This is a genomic window from Acinetobacter sp. 797_lipA (assembly GCF_058243025.1).
The window spans coordinates 2,150,059-2,165,986 of the sequence record NZ_JBZAYQ010000001.1; the positions used below are offsets into that span (position 1 = coordinate 2,150,059).

14 protein-coding genes are annotated in these 15,928 nt (G+C 40.9%); 7 read left to right on the forward strand and 7 right to left on the reverse strand.

Features of this window, described 5'->3' with window-relative positions; translation table 11 throughout:
- Positions 1-102: 102 nt before the first annotated feature.
- Positions 103-1,092, forward strand: a complete 990-nt coding sequence (locus tag AC4CU2_RS10555) for a lysophospholipid acyltransferase family protein (protein WP_490768804.1) — start codon at positions 103-105, stop codon at positions 1,090-1,092.
- Here the strand turns inward: AC4CU2_RS10555 and AC4CU2_RS10560 are convergent.
- The 3 genes from AC4CU2_RS10560 to AC4CU2_RS10570 all read right to left on the reverse strand — a co-directional run bounded on the left by AC4CU2_RS10560 (position 992) and on the right by AC4CU2_RS10570 (position 5,476).
- Complete coding sequence (locus AC4CU2_RS10560) at positions 992-3,463, reverse strand: DNA internalization-related competence protein ComEC/Rec2 (RefSeq protein ID WP_490768805.1); 2,472 nt, start codon at positions 3,461-3,463, stop codon at positions 992-994. The two genes, AC4CU2_RS10555 and AC4CU2_RS10560, sit on opposite strands and share 101 nt — an antisense overlap.
- A gap of 101 nt (positions 3,464-3,564) precedes the next feature.
- Complete coding sequence (lolD, locus tag AC4CU2_RS10565; protein ID WP_151836590.1) at positions 3,565-4,248, reverse strand: lipoprotein-releasing ABC transporter ATP-binding protein LolD; 684 nt, start codon at positions 4,246-4,248, stop codon at positions 3,565-3,567.
- Positions 4,241-5,476: a lipoprotein-releasing ABC transporter permease subunit gene (locus tag AC4CU2_RS10570; protein ID WP_004980646.1), complete on the reverse strand. Its 1,236-nt coding sequence runs from the start codon at positions 5,474-5,476 to the stop codon at positions 4,241-4,243. The genes lolD and AC4CU2_RS10570 overlap by 8 nt, the downstream gene beginning before the upstream one ends.
- A gap of 24 nt (positions 5,477-5,500) precedes the next feature.
- Between AC4CU2_RS10570 and AC4CU2_RS10575 the strand changes: the two genes are divergently transcribed.
- Entirely contained in the window at positions 5,501-6,070 is a 570-nt protein-coding gene (locus AC4CU2_RS10575; RefSeq protein WP_010326393.1) for a PilZ domain-containing protein, read from the forward strand.
- Positions 6,071-6,085: 15 nt separating this feature from the next.
- Here AC4CU2_RS10575 and AC4CU2_RS10580 read toward each other — a convergent pair whose 3' ends face one another.
- On the reverse strand, positions 6,086-6,997 hold the full coding sequence (locus AC4CU2_RS10580) for a DMT family transporter (RefSeq protein WP_490768806.1): 912 nt from the start codon (positions 6,995-6,997) through the stop codon (positions 6,086-6,088).
- A gap of 13 nt (positions 6,998-7,010) precedes the next feature.
- Positions 7,011-7,481, reverse strand: coding sequence for a YaiI/YqxD family protein (locus AC4CU2_RS10585; protein WP_004693920.1), 471 nt, complete (start codon positions 7,479-7,481; stop codon positions 7,011-7,013).
- A gap of 265 nt (positions 7,482-7,746) precedes the next feature.
- Between AC4CU2_RS10585 and AC4CU2_RS10590 the strand changes: the two genes are divergently transcribed.
- Together AC4CU2_RS10590 and AC4CU2_RS10595 are read left to right on the forward strand one after the other, a co-directional pair.
- A complete protein-coding gene (locus tag AC4CU2_RS10590; RefSeq protein ID WP_234951541.1) occupies positions 7,747-8,679 on the forward strand; it encodes a hypothetical protein in 933 nt (310 codons plus the stop codon).
- Between the two features lie 419 nt (positions 8,680-9,098).
- Positions 9,099-9,239 (forward strand): hypothetical protein, encoded by a 141-nt coding sequence (locus AC4CU2_RS10595; RefSeq protein WP_004693924.1) that lies wholly within the window; start codon positions 9,099-9,101, stop codon positions 9,237-9,239.
- Positions 9,240-9,542: 303 nt separating this feature from the next.
- Here the strand turns inward: AC4CU2_RS10595 and sthA are convergent, their stop codons facing one another.
- The gene (gene sthA, locus AC4CU2_RS10600; protein ID WP_004693926.1) at positions 9,543-10,958 is read right to left on the reverse strand and encodes a Si-specific NAD(P)(+) transhydrogenase; all 1,416 of its coding nucleotides are present in this window, start codon (positions 10,956-10,958) and stop codon (positions 9,543-9,545) included.
- A 208-nt stretch (positions 10,959-11,166) separates the two neighbouring features.
- Here sthA and lipA point away from each other — a divergent pair, with 208 nt between their 5' ends.
- Positions 11,167-12,180 carry a lipoyl synthase gene (gene lipA, locus AC4CU2_RS10605; protein ID WP_004693928.1) on the forward strand — a complete coding sequence of 338 codons (1,014 nt, stop codon included), beginning with the start codon at positions 11,167-11,169 and terminating at the stop codon, positions 12,178-12,180.
- Positions 12,181-12,469: 289 nt separating this feature from the next.
- Positions 12,470-14,944 carry an acyl-CoA dehydrogenase gene (locus AC4CU2_RS10610; RefSeq protein WP_490768807.1) on the forward strand — a complete coding sequence of 825 codons (2,475 nt, stop codon included), beginning with the start codon at positions 12,470-12,472 and terminating at the stop codon, positions 14,942-14,944.
- Positions 14,945-15,040: 96 nt separating this feature from the next.
- Here AC4CU2_RS10610 and AC4CU2_RS10615 read toward each other — a convergent pair whose 3' ends face one another.
- Positions 15,041-15,301: a hypothetical protein gene (locus AC4CU2_RS10615; protein WP_004693932.1), complete on the reverse strand. Its 261-nt coding sequence runs from the start codon at positions 15,299-15,301 to the stop codon at positions 15,041-15,043.
- Between the two features lie 271 nt (positions 15,302-15,572).
- Between AC4CU2_RS10615 and AC4CU2_RS10620 the strand changes: the two genes are divergently transcribed.
- Positions 15,573-15,923 (forward strand): hypothetical protein, encoded by a 351-nt coding sequence (locus tag AC4CU2_RS10620; protein ID WP_078425965.1) that lies wholly within the window; start codon positions 15,573-15,575, stop codon positions 15,921-15,923.
- Positions 15,924-15,928: the final 5 nt, after the last annotated feature.

Sequence of the window (15,928 nt, forward strand, 5' to 3'; positions counted from 1 at the left end):
TGCCCTCATTATATACACTGATTTGTAGAAAACTGTCGAAACAGTTTATTTTAGCCTATAATATTTTATGTTTTTATCCACATGCACCATTGACTCTAAAGAATGACTAAAGCACAAGAGCAAAACTCGACTTATCGTTTACTGCGTTTTGTAAGCAAACAACCTATTAAATTTGCACGTTTTTTTGCTAAAGGTTTAGCAGGCTTAGTCAATCTTTTAAAAATCAGTAAAAACAATGACGCCCTCAGACTCAACTTAAAAATTGCACTGCCTGAGCTGAGTGATGAGCGACGTGAAATGATTGCGAAGCAAGCAGTGCGTAATGAACTGACCACCTATTTTGAGTTTTTTAGTATCTGGGGTTCAAGCAACCCAAAAAATATTGAACGCGTCCAAAAAGTACATGGCGAACATTTGCTACATCAGGCGCTTGCCGCTCAGAAAGGTTTAGTCTTAATCGTACCTCATTTTGGGACTTGGGAAATTATGAATAGTTATGTTGCCCAATTTACTGAAATGACCATTATGTATAAACCGGTCAAGGACCCCGGTGCTGACTTATTTGTTCGTGAGGCACGCAGCCGTGAAGGTGCTCATCTTGTTCCTACCGATGAATCTGGGGTGCGCCAAATTTTTAAGGCACTCAAACAAGGGGGGACGACCGTAATTCTACCCGATCATACCCCAAAACAAGGCGGTGAAATGATTCCTTATTTTGGCTTTCCTTTAGCTTCAAGCAACCTGAGCGCCAAACTGATTCAAAAAACCAAAGCTAAGGCTCTATTACTTTATGCTATTCGTAATGATAATGGCTTTGATATGTACATTGAAGAAATGAGCGAAACTATTTATCAAGGTACTGCCAATGATGGCACTTTCGTCATTCACCAAGCTATTGAAGATCTGATTCATCGTCACCCAGAGCATTATCACTGGACCTATAAGCGCTTTAAAGCCAATCCTGAGCTTCGAACACTGTATAACCTTCCTTTTAATGAGGCTGTGACGCGTTTAGAGCAACTGCGTATGGAACAACAGATTCATTCGACTGCAACCACTGTCGAGTCTGACGTTGTGTCGTCAGTTCAATAAACCCTGTAGGCTGCGCAATAAAACCAATACTACCTTGCTTTGCTGTTGTTAAGAGTGCGATATTTAAAGCTTTCAAGCGTGCTTGCGTTACTGAACTTGGATGTCCATAACGGTTATTGAACCCTGCTGAGACAATTGCTAATTTCGGTTGATAATGTTTTAAAAACGCATAGGCTGAACTATGTCGACTGCCATGATGCCCCAAGACCAATACATCAACTTTTAAGTCCGGATAATCCCGTAATAATTGAAACTCGGTTTGCCAGCCAGCATCGCCCATAATCAAAAAATACTGATAAGGCTGTACACCCTTCACTTGTATATAGACCACACAAGATAGCTCATTTTGCTGATACGGCACTTGTGCCAATTGATTGGCTTTCGGCGACAAAATTTTGATTTCTACTTGTTCAGACCAGCGCCAGATCTGACCTTGTTGGCAATAGTTAAAGTTTGACGTAGTTGCCACATCCAATTGCTGATTAGAGTAAACTTGATTGATCGATAACTCATTTTTTAATGTGGCATAACTTCCACTATGATCTTGATCCAAATGTGTAAGTATCAGCTGATCTAATTGGCTCACACCTTGCTTCGATAAAAATGGCTGAATAATCTGCTTAGCAACGCTAAACTTCGATTCATCATAGGAGCCACCAACATCAATCAGGGCATGCTGTTGCCCATGTTGCATATACACTGCTTGTCCCTGACCGACATCCAATACGATCAACTCAAAAGGACTGTTTTGGCTACTGAACCCCAACAAAGGAATCAAACCTAGCACGAGCCATGATTTTGGTAGACTCGGTTTGGGCATAAAAACAATGATTAAGAGCAAAATCAGTAAAATGACTTGCCAAGTATTGAGCGCAATCGGATACAACTTAATCGGTAGTAGCGCATCCAGTACATTGAGTATGCCCAATAAAAATACCAGCACCCAATCCGCCAACTGAAACAAAAGGCTGCTCAGCGGTTCAAAAAGATAAAAAGTAAATACTGCCAAAACCTCCAGTGGTACAACCAGTAAACTGATCAGTGGAATAGCGACAAGGTTGCTGATTGAGCTCACCCATGAGACTTGCTTGAAGAAAATAATCACCAAAGGCATCAAAGCCACAAATATTTTCCACTGCGACTCAACCAAAAGTTTTAGGCTAAAAACGAGTTTTTTCTGCCAAGACTGCGGGCGAGTTAAATCGAGCCGAATAGTGGTTTGATAAATGCGTAAAAGCACAAAGCACGCACCATAGGACAACCAAAAGGCCGCTGATAAAATTGAAAAAGGATCAAACAGTAAAAGAAGTGATGCACTCAATAAGAGTAACGTCAAAGCTGAAATCTTCTGTCTGAGCCAAATCAACACACTTAAACAGAAACAACTGAGTAAAGTACGAAGTGCAGGAATTTCAAAACCAACAAAGGCACAATACAGCAATACGCAGCAACAAAATGGCAGTAACAATGCATAAGGTCGTGGGATTTTTAGAAAAATCTGTGGCCAATAACGATTCAGCAACTTTTGTAACAGCCAACACAGCATCACGGCAAAGATCAGCACATGTGGCCCAGAAATCGCTAATAAATGGCTAATGCCAAAGCGTTGAAAAAAGGCTGTCGTCTCCTTATCTAAGAAACTTTCATCCCCTGTCAGGAGCGCTAGAATTAGCCCCTTATGACTTAAAGGCTGGTTATAAATAAAATGACGAATGTTTAAGCGCTGATGTTCTATACCCAGTTGAATCTTATTGAGTACGCCCTGCTGTTTTCTTAAATAATTGGTATAGCCTAATGCAGAAATTTCTGACTCAGACAAGGGTTGTATTTGCTTGAGTTTAAAACCCGACATGAGATTACGTTGCAGATACCACTGCTCAACATCAAATACACCTTGCACCGCATAACTATGTGCAGGACGTATTTCCCCTGTCAGTCGGTAGTATTTCCCAAGTTCCAAGACCGCTTGCTCATCCGAGATCCTTTTTTGAAAACCCAACCACTGCACTGGTTGCACATGTCGGTTCAAGACCTGTATTTCTTGCTGAATGGTCTCAGCACCCAGTTGGTTAATTTTTGCGATATAAACAATGACTTCAGCATCTTCAACTTTTGTTTCTTTATAGGCTAGACGCTGCTGCAATGCCGATTGTGCATAATGATATCCCACAGTTAAAAACAGCATGGAATAAATCAGTCCGCATATAAACTGCAAAATAAGGGCGTGTTTGTGCTTAAAGAGAAAAAGCTGTAGAGGCAAAAGTAGGATGACTAAAATCAGCGCTGGATAAAAAAGGTGATTTAGAATGGGAACGGTCTGCCCCATCAATGCAATTCCTACAATCCAAGCAGCAGCATATAAAAGCTTCATTCTTTTATTCAGTTATTTTTTTTATTGGTGCCATAATAAAGCCCGCCGAGGTGGGCTTCAATAGATAGTGGCTTTATCTCATATTTTTGTCGGCATCCAGCCTAGTCATTGACCCAAAGACCATCTTGCATATGCAAAAGAGAATCGGCGGACTGAGCCAGTTGTTCATCATGTGTCACGATCAACATCGCCATATTGAACTCCTGACGTAAATCCATCAGCAGCTCAAAAATTTTGCTTGCTGTTTTACGATCTAAGTTGCCTGTAGGTTCATCGGCCATCATTAATGCTGGCTTGGCCACCAATGCACGCGCTAATGCAACACGTTGACGTTCACCACCCGAAAGCTCACCCGGTTTATGGGTTAAACGATGCGTCAATCCTACACGCTCGAGTAAATATTCAGCTTGCTTTTGTACATCTTTAAAGTTGGTGCCTTGACGTAACATCAGTGGCATTGCCACATTTTCCAAAGCGGTAAATTCAGGCAATAGATGATGGAACTGGTAAACAAAACCTAAGTGTTGGTTACGTAAATAACCACGCTCAGCTTCATTCAAACTGTCAAAACGACTGCCCTGCAAAAACACTTGGCCCGAACTCGGACGGTCTAAACCACCCAAGACATGCAACAAAGTACTTTTACCCGAACCACTCGACCCCACAATCGAAACGAATTCACCTGCTTTGACTTGTAGAGAGAGGCCTTTAATCACCTCAACAGTCGACTTACCATCGGTAAAATGTTTTTCAATATTTTGTGCTTCTAAAACAATTTTACTCATAACGTAATGCCTCCGCAGGTTGGATTTTTGCAGCACGCATTGCAGGGTAAATAGTTGCAAGGAAACTTAAAACTAAAGACAGTGACACAATGGTTAATACATCTTGCCATCTTAAATACGATGGTAAGTAATTGATAAAGTAGGCATCAAACAGATGCAGTCCCATCACGTTGTTTAGCCAACCCACAAAACCACTAATTCCAGACGCGAAAACAATGCCGAGAATCGCGCCCGATACCGTACCAATTACACCAATAATCGTGCCTTGAACCATAAAAATACGAGTAATGGTCGCAGGTGATGCACCAAGAGTACGTAATATGGCAATATCCGATTTTTTATCGGTCACGACCATTACCAAGGACGACACAATATTAAATGCAGCCACCAAGACAATTAGGAAGAGTAATAAGCTCACCATGGCCTTTTCCATTTGGATCGCACTAAACAAATTTCCGTGCGTATAGGTCCAATTCGAAGCATAAAAACCGCTTGGCAGATCCATGACAATTTCATCAGCCACTTTAGGTGCTGCAAAAATATCATCCAATTTCAAGCGAATGCCTTGCGCGCCATCAGGTAAGCGTAACAACGTTGATGCATCATTCAAGGCAATGTAGCCCATCATCGAATCGACCTCAGCACCAATGCTGAAAATGCCCACAATTTTGAAACGTTTAAAACGCGGTACCACACCCGCTGGTGATGGTGTTGCCTCCGGTAAAACCAAAGTCACACTATCATTTAAACCTAAACCTAAGGCATCGGTCATTTGTTTGCCTAAAACAATACCAAACTCACCTTTTTTTAAGTTATCAATACCACCTTCAACCATGTGGTCTTGGATAATCGAAACCTTTTTTTCATATTGAGGTTCGATCCCCGTGACCATAATTCCAGCCACTTGGCCTTGTGCCGTAAGCATCCCCTGCAATTGAGTAAACGGTGCTACGCCTGTGACGTGTTCCTTTGTCTCAATTTTTTTTGCAAGTTCAGGCCAATCTGTTAAAATTTGTGTTGAAGAAACAGTGGCTTGAGGTATCATTCCAAGTACACGTGTTTTCAACTCTCGGTCGAAACCATTCATTACAGATAAGACTGTAATAAGTACAGCCACACCCAGTGTTAGACCGATCATCGAAACCAGTGCAATAAAAGAAATAAAGTGGTTGCTACGCCGTGCGCGAGTATATCTCAACCCTATATACAGCGAGATTGGTTTAAACATACCATCTAGTCCGAGGTCATAATTATGGAAAATTTACAGCATCAAAACGTTCAACCAGAACGTCGTGTGATGTCACGAATCGATGCGGCCTTGAGAATTAACTATCAGATCATTTCTGATGATGTTGCCCTGAATGACCCTTACGATCCTAATTTTGTTTTACCGCGCTATTTTCTACTACTCGCAGAATTAGATCAATTTGATCATGCACTAAACTACGAATTAGAACAATTATCTGAAAAAGATCAACAAATTGCTCGAATCTTATCCCTATTTAACCAGAAATTAAACCTGATCACGGGGTCTTTGTACGACACAATTGTACAAACCATGTTACCTACGCCTGAACATGTGAATTTTTCTGAAAGTGGTTTGAGTTTCTATAGTGAAAAACAAATTCAAGATGGTACCTATATCCACTTAACCTTGAGCCATCCTGAAAACTTCTTCCATATTGCCGCGATTGCGCAAGTGGTGTACAGCAATGAAGAGGAAAATGGCAAGTGCCGCACGGGAGCATACTTTATTACCTTGCACCCGCAAGATCGTGTCAAATTGGCCGACTGTATTTCTTTGACGGTCGAAGATCATTAAAGCCAAAACCTTGGACTAGTTTTGGCTTTTTAACTTTTGGGCAAGTTTCCGACTTGCCTGAAGATCTTTATAAAAGTAAACGAACAAACCTGACAATAAAACCACTGCACCCAAAATCACCATGATCGAAAGTTTTTCCTGATTCAGTACCGCACCTATAAATAGAGCAATCATCGGCGTCATGACGGTAGTCAGCGATAAAGTCGTGGGTTGAATTTTCTGCACCAATTTAAAATAACAGAACATCGCAATCAATGACGCCATGACGACCGTATATAGCAGCGCCAAGCAAGTTTTCAAACTGGGCATTTGCTGCGGTGCATGCTGCCAAATAAATGGCACAATACAGATAGCCGCCAATGTCGACACCAAAATTGAACCTGTCGCTTGTGCAACGGGTTCAATATTCGCATTGACTTTTTTCACCCAGAAAATAGAGGCTGCATAAGAAAATACACTCAGTAACATCAGTCCAATCCCAAACGGATGGACATGCTGTGCTGTACCTGCAAGGCAAATGATCGCAAGTCCTAGCAGTGCAATACACATCCCAAACCACTGCATCGCACTCAAATAAGTCTTAAAGTAAAAACGTCCGATCAGCCCTGCCATAATCGGTGCTAAGCCAAACATCAATGCAATCATGCCTGAACTAATATAGTTAGTGGCAACATAGGTAAAAAACTGGGAACCAATCAAGCTAAAAGAACCAGCCAAATAACTATGCCAAGCGACTTTATCGGTGGGGAACTGTCGTTTTAAAACCAATAACAAACAAATCGCCAAAGGCAAAGCAATGAAAAAACGTAATACCAATGCCCACAGCATATGTAAATCGGTCACACTCCACACAATCGCTAAAGGCGTTGTGGACCAAATAAAAACCAATAATCCATAGGTTGCCATCAGATTGGCTTTAGAAGACATAATCAGCTCGATGCTAAATAGCAGTTTTGCGTTTTTGCTTTTGAATGGTTTGGTCTAAAGAACTAGAAAATTCGCGTTTATCACGTTCAGAAATAGGCGGTGGCCCACCCGTGTTTACACCTGCTCCACGTAATGAATCCATAAAATCACGTAAATGTAGGCGAGCTTTGACATTAGCGGTAGTATAGATTTCACCACGTGGGTGAATTGCGATTCCACCCTTTTCAATCACTTGTGCTGCCAGCGGAATGTCTTGTGTCATCACAATATCATTCTCTTTCATGCGTTCGATGATTTCTTTATCCGCGGCATCGGCCCCACTCATTACTTGAATTGAATTTATACGAACGGAAGGCGTAATCCCGACATTTTGATTGGCCACAAAGGTCACTTCAAGCTGATAACGATCTGAAGCACGTAAAATCACTTCACGTAAAATTTTAGGCAATGCATCTGCATCGACCCAGAGTTTAAATGGCAGCACTGCACATCCATAAACAAAAGAAACTACCTTAGTCTAACAAACTCAGTGCTTGAGCATAATAGATAAAACCGCTCAAAATCCCTAATACAAAGCTTGTGTCATACTTTTTAAGTATCACAAGAAAATACTTTGCTCTTTTGTCTGTCAAATAAAGTAAGGCTTTCCTCTTTTTTGATGATTTTCCAGTAAAAATAAAATATAGGACTTGAAATATAGAAATAACCCTCGATTTAATAGGGATATATAACCTCATTCAATCGTGCATATGAACAATCAAAATAGTCCAGAAATAATCACCATTGATGACCAAAACTTTGGTAGCCACGTCGAGCATTGGAATTTACTCACCGATAACCCTGCACAAGATGTCCCTAAATGGTTAGGTTTAGCTTTAAATGCACCAATCATGCCGATGGGTTTATGCCAGACTGAACAAGATATGGATGCGGGTTGCTGGCTCATTCAAGGTCCAAGTCAAGCGGCTGTTCAACTGACTCAAGTCATCGCGGTTGAAGACAATAAACCCAAGGCTGTTAAAACTGCATTTCCAAGTTTTAATAGCCCCTATAAAGTGTCTGCTGTGGTTGAACGCATCATTCGCGGTCAATCCAACACACAAGCCGTTTTACGTTTAAACTTAGGCAATAACAGTATCGTCTACGCTTATGACAGCTTATATAGCGTCAATCATGCTCAATACCAAAAAGACCAAACCTATATTGCACATCTCAATGCATGGGCATATGAACTAGAAGCAGTCGCAGAGCACGAGCAACTGGTGGTTGATGATCCTGCATCGATTAAACATCATCGTGCCTTGAACGATATTTTGGCAGCAAACAATGGCATTGCTCCTGCAAACCTGCAAGAACAGATTGATGCATGGGAACCAAAGTCGGATGATGACAAAGAACCTGTGACTGTCGATTTTTCAAAAATGGTCGCTTATTTGTATGGCGAAAAGATCGGTCAGGAAGATGAAGCATGGTTCCAAGGGAATATTGTTGGCAAAACCAACATGCAATTTATGGAACAAGACTACACTCTGCTTGATGTTGCCTTGATTCATGAAGACAACCAACCTGCGACACTGATTCGTATTGCCACTAAAAATCCAGAGTACGCCAACTTTAATATTGGACAATACATTCGCGGCAATATTTGGATTCAAGCCAATATTTATGCATTAAATCAATAATTTATAAAAATAAGCCAACTCAGCCCATGCCAGATCGATGTATAGGTTCGTTGGCTTTTTTATTTATATCAGTACGATTTATTTTAATTTGAATTCATTTGTATAAAAATTATCCACATATTTTATTATCTCTTAGTATTTTAAATTCATTTAAAAGAACTTTTATCCACAGTTTTAAATTCAATTATCTTATTTTAACGATGAATAATAAAATCCTAAGTTCTTTGACTTTCAGATAGTTAGTTATTGGTAGCTGCTGGCTTCTAGGTTAACTCAGCATAAACTTGAATATTTAAGTGATTATGTATAGTGGAAATCTGATTATTTTTAATTAGTACTTTATTTAAGCATTTTTTTATGTTAAAAATACAAACATGCAATAGGATTTTAACGATAATTAAATCGGAATAAAAACTTCCATGAAAATTATGCAAGAAGAAAATATACAGCATGTTGAACATCAATTAGAAAAGCGCTATCAGCTTGACGCTTATTCGTGCATGTTTTTTGTGTTAGGCATGATGATTTCTGCCTACTTCTTACATCAGTTCATCCTGTAACTGATTTCACGTCGCAGCCCAATTCAAAAAAGCCAACTTTGTTGGTTTTTTTATGCCTAGATTATCTGCTACGCCGTATCACTGGATCATTCTTTCCATGTTCTACGCAACATGGCACCCACAAAATTACTTGTATCTCATAAGCAGAGTTGCTTCCCTCCCCCTTACTTGTCGCACTCACCTACCACCGCACAAATTGGTGAAAAGTTTTAAACATTGAGACATACAATAAAAAATAGCAATTTTAGATATAAAAAAAACCTGCAAGTCTAAACTTACAGGTCTCTGAAAATACTATAAAAATTAGAACAAACGGTTCATACCATTTAAAGTCGCTACACGATATGCTTCAGCCATCGTTGGATAGTTAAACGTCGTTTCTACGAAATAATTGATGGTATTGTTTGGACTATTCATCACCGCTTGACCAATATGAATAATTTCCGAAGCGTTATTACCGAAGCAATGTACACCCAGCACTTCCAAAGTTTCACGGTGGAATAAAATTTTCAACTCACCCACTGTGTCACCTGTAATTTGCGCACGCGCCAAATGACGGAAAGAAGCTTGACCCACTTCATACGGAATTTTTTCTTCAGTTAACTCTTGTTCAGTTTTACCAATCGAAGAAATTTCTGGAATGGTATAAATGCCTGTCGGAATATCAACCACAGGTTCTACACCCACTTCACCGCTCATGTTTGCACCTGCGCAACGACCTTGGTCATATGCAGCAGAAGCCAGTGAAGGCCAACCAATCACATCACCCGCAGCGTAAATGTTTTCCACTTCGGTTTGGTATTGATCATTGACTGTAATCTGACCACGGCTGTTTGGCGTAATACCCACATTTTCTAGACCTAAGCCATCCGTATTTCCAGAACGACCGTTACACCACAAAATAGCATCTGCTTTAATTTTCTTACCGCTTTGTAAATGTAGCACCACGTGATCATCATACGTTTCAAGATGATCAATCTGCTCATTATGACGAATCAAGACCCCTTGTTGACGTAAGTGATAAGACAAAGCATCAGAAATTTCATCGTCTAGATAGCTCAGCAATTTGTGCTGTGTATTAATCAAGTCAACTTTGTGATCTAGTCCAATGAAAATAGACGCATATTCACAGCCAATCACACCCGCACCATAAATGATGATTTTTTGGATCGAATAATCGAGGTCTAAAATTTTGTCCGAATCGAATACACGCGGATGATTAAAATCAAGCGCCGCAGGACGGTATGGACGGCTACCCGTTGCAATCACGATTTGTTTGCACATGATCGTTTCTTTGATGCCTTCAGGGCTAAACACTAAAACCGTATTTTGGTCTTGAACGTAAGCACGACCATGGTAAATATCAATTTTATTGCGGTCATAAAAACGTGAGTGTGTATCAACCTGTTGTTGAATCACTTTATGTGCATTTTGAAGCACTTGCTTCATTGTAAACTGACGCCAGTCGCCCATTTTTTTAAACATTGGGTCACGGCGATAACGGATAATACTCGATACCGTTTGACGTAAAGCTTTACTTGGAATGGTCCCCACGTGGGTACAGTTACCACCGAGCTGCTCACGTACATCTACAATCGCAACACGCTTTCCAGATTTGGCAAGTTTCATTGCCGCGCCTTCACCCGCAGGGCCTGAACCTAGAACGACCGCATCGTACTTAACGAAAGTTCCACCAACGACCTCTTTTTTACGTGGCATTCAACGCTCCTTCTTCAAAAACTTATTACTTATCTTGGGCATATTATGACGTAATTGCAGGCAATTTGCTGTATTTAGCTTACATATATTAAGTGATAACCACATTTAGTAAATGAATAGTATTTCCGCCCTATCAATTCGCATTTCCGCTATACTAATACTGCTATTTTTAGCATCTCCCCCGTCAAAAACAGTGGAATAGTTGAATATGTCTGAAAACCGTAAACCTGAGCAGGGTATCAAACTTCGTGGCGCAGAAAAGGTCGCGCGTATACCTGTAAAAGTTATTCCTACGGTTGAAACGCCACGCAAGCCGGATTGGATTCGCGTGAAAATGGCAGCACCCGAAGAAGTGCAACGCATTAAATCAACCCTACGTGAACAAAAACTACATACCGTTTGTGAAGAAGCAGCATGTCCAAACTTACCTGAATGTTTTGGTGGTGGTACGGCAACCTTTATGATTATGGGTGACATTTGTACACGTCGTTGTCCTTTCTGCGATGTGGCACATGGCCGTCCTAACGCACTTGACGCAGACGAACCACGTCACATGGCTGAAACGATTTCAAACTTAGGTTTAAAATATGCCGTGATCACCTCTGTAGACCGTGATGACTTACTTGACGGTGGTGCGCAGCACTTTGTTGACTGTATTAAAGAAGCACGTGCATTAAGCCCGAATACTTTACTTGAGATTTTGGTACCTGACTTCCGTGGTCGTATGGACATTGCGCTTCGCATTATGACTGAGTGTCCACCTGATGTGTTTAACCACAACATTGAAACTGTGCCGCGTTTATACAAAGCGATGCGTCCAGGTTCAGACTACCAACACTCTTTAAATCTGTTGAAAATGTTTAAAGAATATTGCCCTGACGTTCCAACCAAATGTGGTTTGATGGTCGGTATTGGTGAAACTGAAGAAGAAGTCATTTCACTTTTAGATGATTTGCATGCACACGGCGTTGATTATGTAACGATTGGTCAGTATTTACAGCCTTCAAAAGAGCATGCGCCGATTGACCGCTTCGTTACACCAGAAGAATTTGAACGCTACACTGCGCATGGTCAAAAGCTGGGCTTTAGAAATATTTGGGCAGCGCCGATGGTTCGTTCAAGCTACTTCGCTGACCGTCAATACTATGGCGAACCTGTACCAGCAGTACGTCGCAAAGCAGATCCTGCGAAAAAGATTGCGGTTCAAACGATTGAAGCTTAATTTGCTGTCGTGTTAAACAGTTAAACGCAAAATTAAAAGCCCTCATATGAGGGCTTTTTTTATTACGAACTTCGTTCTTTATATTTTTCAATTACGTATTCATACATTTCTAACACAGTCATTGTTCAATAAACACCCTAATCTAATTCAAATTCTAAAATAATCGTGATGCTACACATCACATCAAATTCATTTTATTACACCTTTTTAGTCTACGTTTTGCCTTATTTTCCGTGAAATTCTATAAAACGTATGACTCACCTCACGGTGTAAACAACGGGAGGTTTCAATGGGTTTCATTTTCTCCATTCTGTTTTTAATCTGTATCCTCTGGGCTATTTTTTATTTTGAACTCAGTCGCTTAATGGCAACTGCAATGATTATTTTTACATCCCTCTTCGCTGCTATTTTTATCAGTCCGTGGTCATTACTTCTAGGTCTGCCCTTAATTATTCTCAGCCTGATTGTGGTTATTGATCCATTACGCAAGTCCTTAATCACGCAACCTTCCTATAAAGCTTTAGCCAAAGTCATGCCGAGTATGAGCAGTACCGAGCGTGAAGCATTGGATGCAGGCACCAGTTGGTGGGAAAAAGAATTATTTATGGGTGCGCCTGACTGGAAAAAATTTGATGGTTATGTCTACCCAACATTGTCTGCTGAAGAGCAATCCTTCTTAGATCATGAAGTTGAACACCTTTGTGGTTTACTCAATGAATGGGAAATTCATCACCACTTAAAAGATCTTCCTGTTGAGGCATGGCAATACATCAAAGAACAAGGCTTTTTAGGTTTAATTATTCCCAAAGAATACGGCGGTCGTGCGTTTAGCTCCTTTGCACAAAGCCGCATCATGAGCAAAATTTCTTCACGTTCACTGACCACTGCCGTCAGTTGTATGGTGCCCAACTCTCTAGGCCCAGGTGAGTTGCTTTTACATTATGGAACTGAGGAACAAAAACAACGCTACTTACCCGGACTCGCCAAAGGCGAAGAAATCCCCTGCTTTGGTTTAACCAGTCCTGAGGCTGGTTCAGATGCGGGTGCGATACCGGACACAGGCGTGGTCTGTTACGGACAGTTTGAAGGCCAAGAAGTGCTTGGTTTACGTATGAACTTTTCAAAACGCTGGATTACACTGGCGCCTATTGCGACTGTGATTGGTCTCGCTTTTAAACTCTATGACCCTGATGGACTATTAGGCGATGCAAGCAAAACTGAATACGGCATCACCTGCGCATTATTACCTGCCAGTCATGACGGTGTCCAAGTCGGTGCACGACATAATCCGGGTTCACCCTTTATGAATGGCACGGTCGATGGACAAGATGTTTTTATCCCACTCGATTGGATTATTGGTGGGGTGGAAAATGCAGGTAAAGGTTGGCGCATGCTGATGGAATGCTTAGCCGTAGGTCGTGGGATTTCTTTGCCAGCCCTCTCCACTGCTTCAGCTGAAATGGCCTATTTAAGCGTCGGTGCTTTTGCCAAAGTTCGCCAACAATTTAAAATTTCTGTGGGACATTTTGAAGGCGTGCAAGAAGCCACCAGTGATATTGCCAGCGGTGCGTATATGTTAGAAGCTTTTCGCTATATGGTGACTTGTGGTTTAAATGAAGGTGGAAAACCTGCTGTGATGACAGCTATGGCCAAATACTATGCCACCGAAACCATGCGTAAAATTGTCAATCATGGGATGGATGTCGTTGGCGGACGGGCAGTACAAATGGGGCCGCGCAATTTTTTAGCACTGAATTATCAGGCCATCCCCATTTCAATTACTGTCGAAGGCGCCAATATTTTAAGTCGCTCTTTAATGATTTTTGGTCAAGGCTCCATGCGTTGTCATCCCTATCTATATGAAGAGCTTCAACTCCTTCAAGCAGAAGATACAAAGACAGCTCTAGCGCCTTTCGACACGCTACTTTTTAAACATTTGGCTTATACCTTTAACCGCACAGCCCGTTCATTCAGTTATGGCATCTTCGGTGGTCTTTCAGATGCTTCCGCACAGACAGATGCTTTTTCACGTCCTTTTTACAAAACCATTAACCGTTACAGTGCAAACTTCGCCTTAACCGCAGACCTGTGTTTAGGCTTACTTGCAGGCGATATTAAGCGCAAAGAAATGCTTTCAGGGCGTTTAGCCGACATTCATGCCCATCTATTTATCGCGACCGCTATTTTGAAGTTTTATGAAAAAGGACAACGTAGTGAGGTGGAGCAACAGCATGCACAACTGGCTTTAGAAAAAGCATTTGTCCAAATTCAGGATGCATTTGATGGACTATTCGCAAACTTTCCTATGCGAGCCGCAGCTTGTGTAGCCAAATTCATCTGTTTCCCTTTTGGTCGTGTTGCCCAGCAACCAAGTGATCAGCTAAAAACACAATTAGGACGTGCGATCATGGAAAATAATCCTTTCCGTGAACAACTAAAGCAGCATGTTTTTTACAATACCGATCCTAATGACGTCTTTGGGCGTATGGAAAATGCGTTCCAAGCAGCATTAAAAATTGATCCACTGTGGACGAAGTTTAAAAAAGCGGAGTCTAGAGGACAATTTAAAGGCTTAGATTTTGAATCACATATTCAACATGCACTTGAAACAGGATTCATCAGTCCTGAAGAAGCAGATCAGTTGATTCATTACAATGCTCAACGCTTCGATAGTATGCTCACCGATATTTTCGACCATGAGCTTGAACAAACACTCGCTTTAAAGAATCCCTACCATACAAAGGCTTCCGATATTCAACCATAACCCTCTCATCGGTTTTTGAAACGCCTAAAAGATAAAAGTCCGTTTACGGGCTTTTATTTTATCCACACAATATATACCATGGCATCGAAACGAAATTTAAATCCAATACACGTTTAAACGGTAATAGAACTCTTCCACTTCCAAACGGACTTGATATCCCAGTTGGGTAAGTTCTGCTGAAAGATGACGGATATCTTCTAGGGGTAAATGTTTTGGCAATACGGTAAATACCGCAGTATTTCCCTGTTTCGCACTCTCCTCGATTAGGGATGCTAAACGTAATTTGTAGATCTCAATATCTAAATACGCTTGGTTGGACATAATTTTTGCCTGTTCGGCATTAATAAAAGCAGCCATCTTTTCCTCCGTTAGCACCAGTTTTAACTATAAAACTAACGCACAACAAAACAGCGTGTAATGTGATTTAGTAACACTGTGTAGTTATTCTTAAAAATAAATAAAGATAAGAATCAAATCGATTTAAAAACTCATCCTCTACAATCCAAATTTTCTATTCACTAAACTCACTTACCGTTACAGAAAAAATAAATAAAGTTACCATCTGTTCTATTTAAATAATAATTGTTATCATTTGCAATATTGTTTACTAAGACACCAACTCTCTTCCATGAATAGCACCACTCAAATTGATGCCTTGGTTCATTCGGAAAAAGTCCGTCCGAAGCCTGCCAAAAAGAAGAAAGTCGACACACCACTTAGCTACCGTCTGATGGTGTTGTATCGATTTGCACTTGCCTTGCTTGGAGGTTATCTCCTTGCTGCGCTCTCTGCATTAACCATTGCCAAACTTTTTATTGCAAATCCTGTGAATGCAGCCATGAGCGCCACCCTCATTGCATTTTGTCTTAACTGTGCTGCCTTTATTTGGGTCTTTATGGTTCAAAAAACCTTAAAAGCAACGCTCGGCATTGCTGTGCCATGTATTGCACTGTATGCCCTACTCAAATTTTTAGGATAGTTTTT

Excerpts from the sequence above, each read along its gene's own strand:
- AC4CU2_RS10555 (WP_490768804.1), top strand. The coding sequence starts at position 103 with ATGACTAAAGCACAAGAGCAAAACTCGACTTATCGTTTACTGCGTTTT.
- AC4CU2_RS10560 (WP_490768805.1), bottom strand. The coding sequence starts at position 3,463 with ATGAAGCTTTTATATGCTGCTGCTTGGATTGTAGGAATTGCATTGATG.
- lolD (WP_151836590.1), bottom strand. The coding sequence starts at position 4,248 with ATGAGTAAAATTGTTTTAGAAGCACAAAATATTGAAAAACATTTTACC.
- AC4CU2_RS10570 (WP_004980646.1), bottom strand. The coding sequence starts at position 5,476 with ATGTTTAAACCAATCTCGCTGTATATAGGGTTGAGATATACTCGCGCA.
- AC4CU2_RS10575 (WP_010326393.1), top strand. The coding sequence starts at position 5,501 with ATGGAAAATTTACAGCATCAAAACGTTCAACCAGAACGTCGTGTGATG.
- AC4CU2_RS10580 (WP_490768806.1), bottom strand. The coding sequence starts at position 6,997 with ATGTCTTCTAAAGCCAATCTGATGGCAACCTATGGATTATTGGTTTTT.
- AC4CU2_RS10590 (WP_234951541.1), top strand. The coding sequence starts at position 7,747 with ATGAACAATCAAAATAGTCCAGAAATAATCACCATTGATGACCAAAAC.
- AC4CU2_RS10595 (WP_004693924.1), top strand. The coding sequence starts at position 9,099 with ATGAAAATTATGCAAGAAGAAAATATACAGCATGTTGAACATCAATTA.
- sthA (WP_004693926.1), bottom strand. The coding sequence starts at position 10,958 with ATGCCACGTAAAAAAGAGGTCGTTGGTGGAACTTTCGTTAAGTACGAT.
- lipA (WP_004693928.1), top strand. The coding sequence starts at position 11,167 with ATGTCTGAAAACCGTAAACCTGAGCAGGGTATCAAACTTCGTGGCGCA.
- AC4CU2_RS10610 (WP_490768807.1), top strand. The coding sequence starts at position 12,470 with ATGGGTTTCATTTTCTCCATTCTGTTTTTAATCTGTATCCTCTGGGCT.
- AC4CU2_RS10615 (WP_004693932.1), bottom strand. The coding sequence starts at position 15,301 with ATGGCTGCTTTTATTAATGCCGAACAGGCAAAAATTATGTCCAACCAA.
- AC4CU2_RS10620 (WP_078425965.1), top strand. The coding sequence starts at position 15,573 with ATGAATAGCACCACTCAAATTGATGCCTTGGTTCATTCGGAAAAAGTC.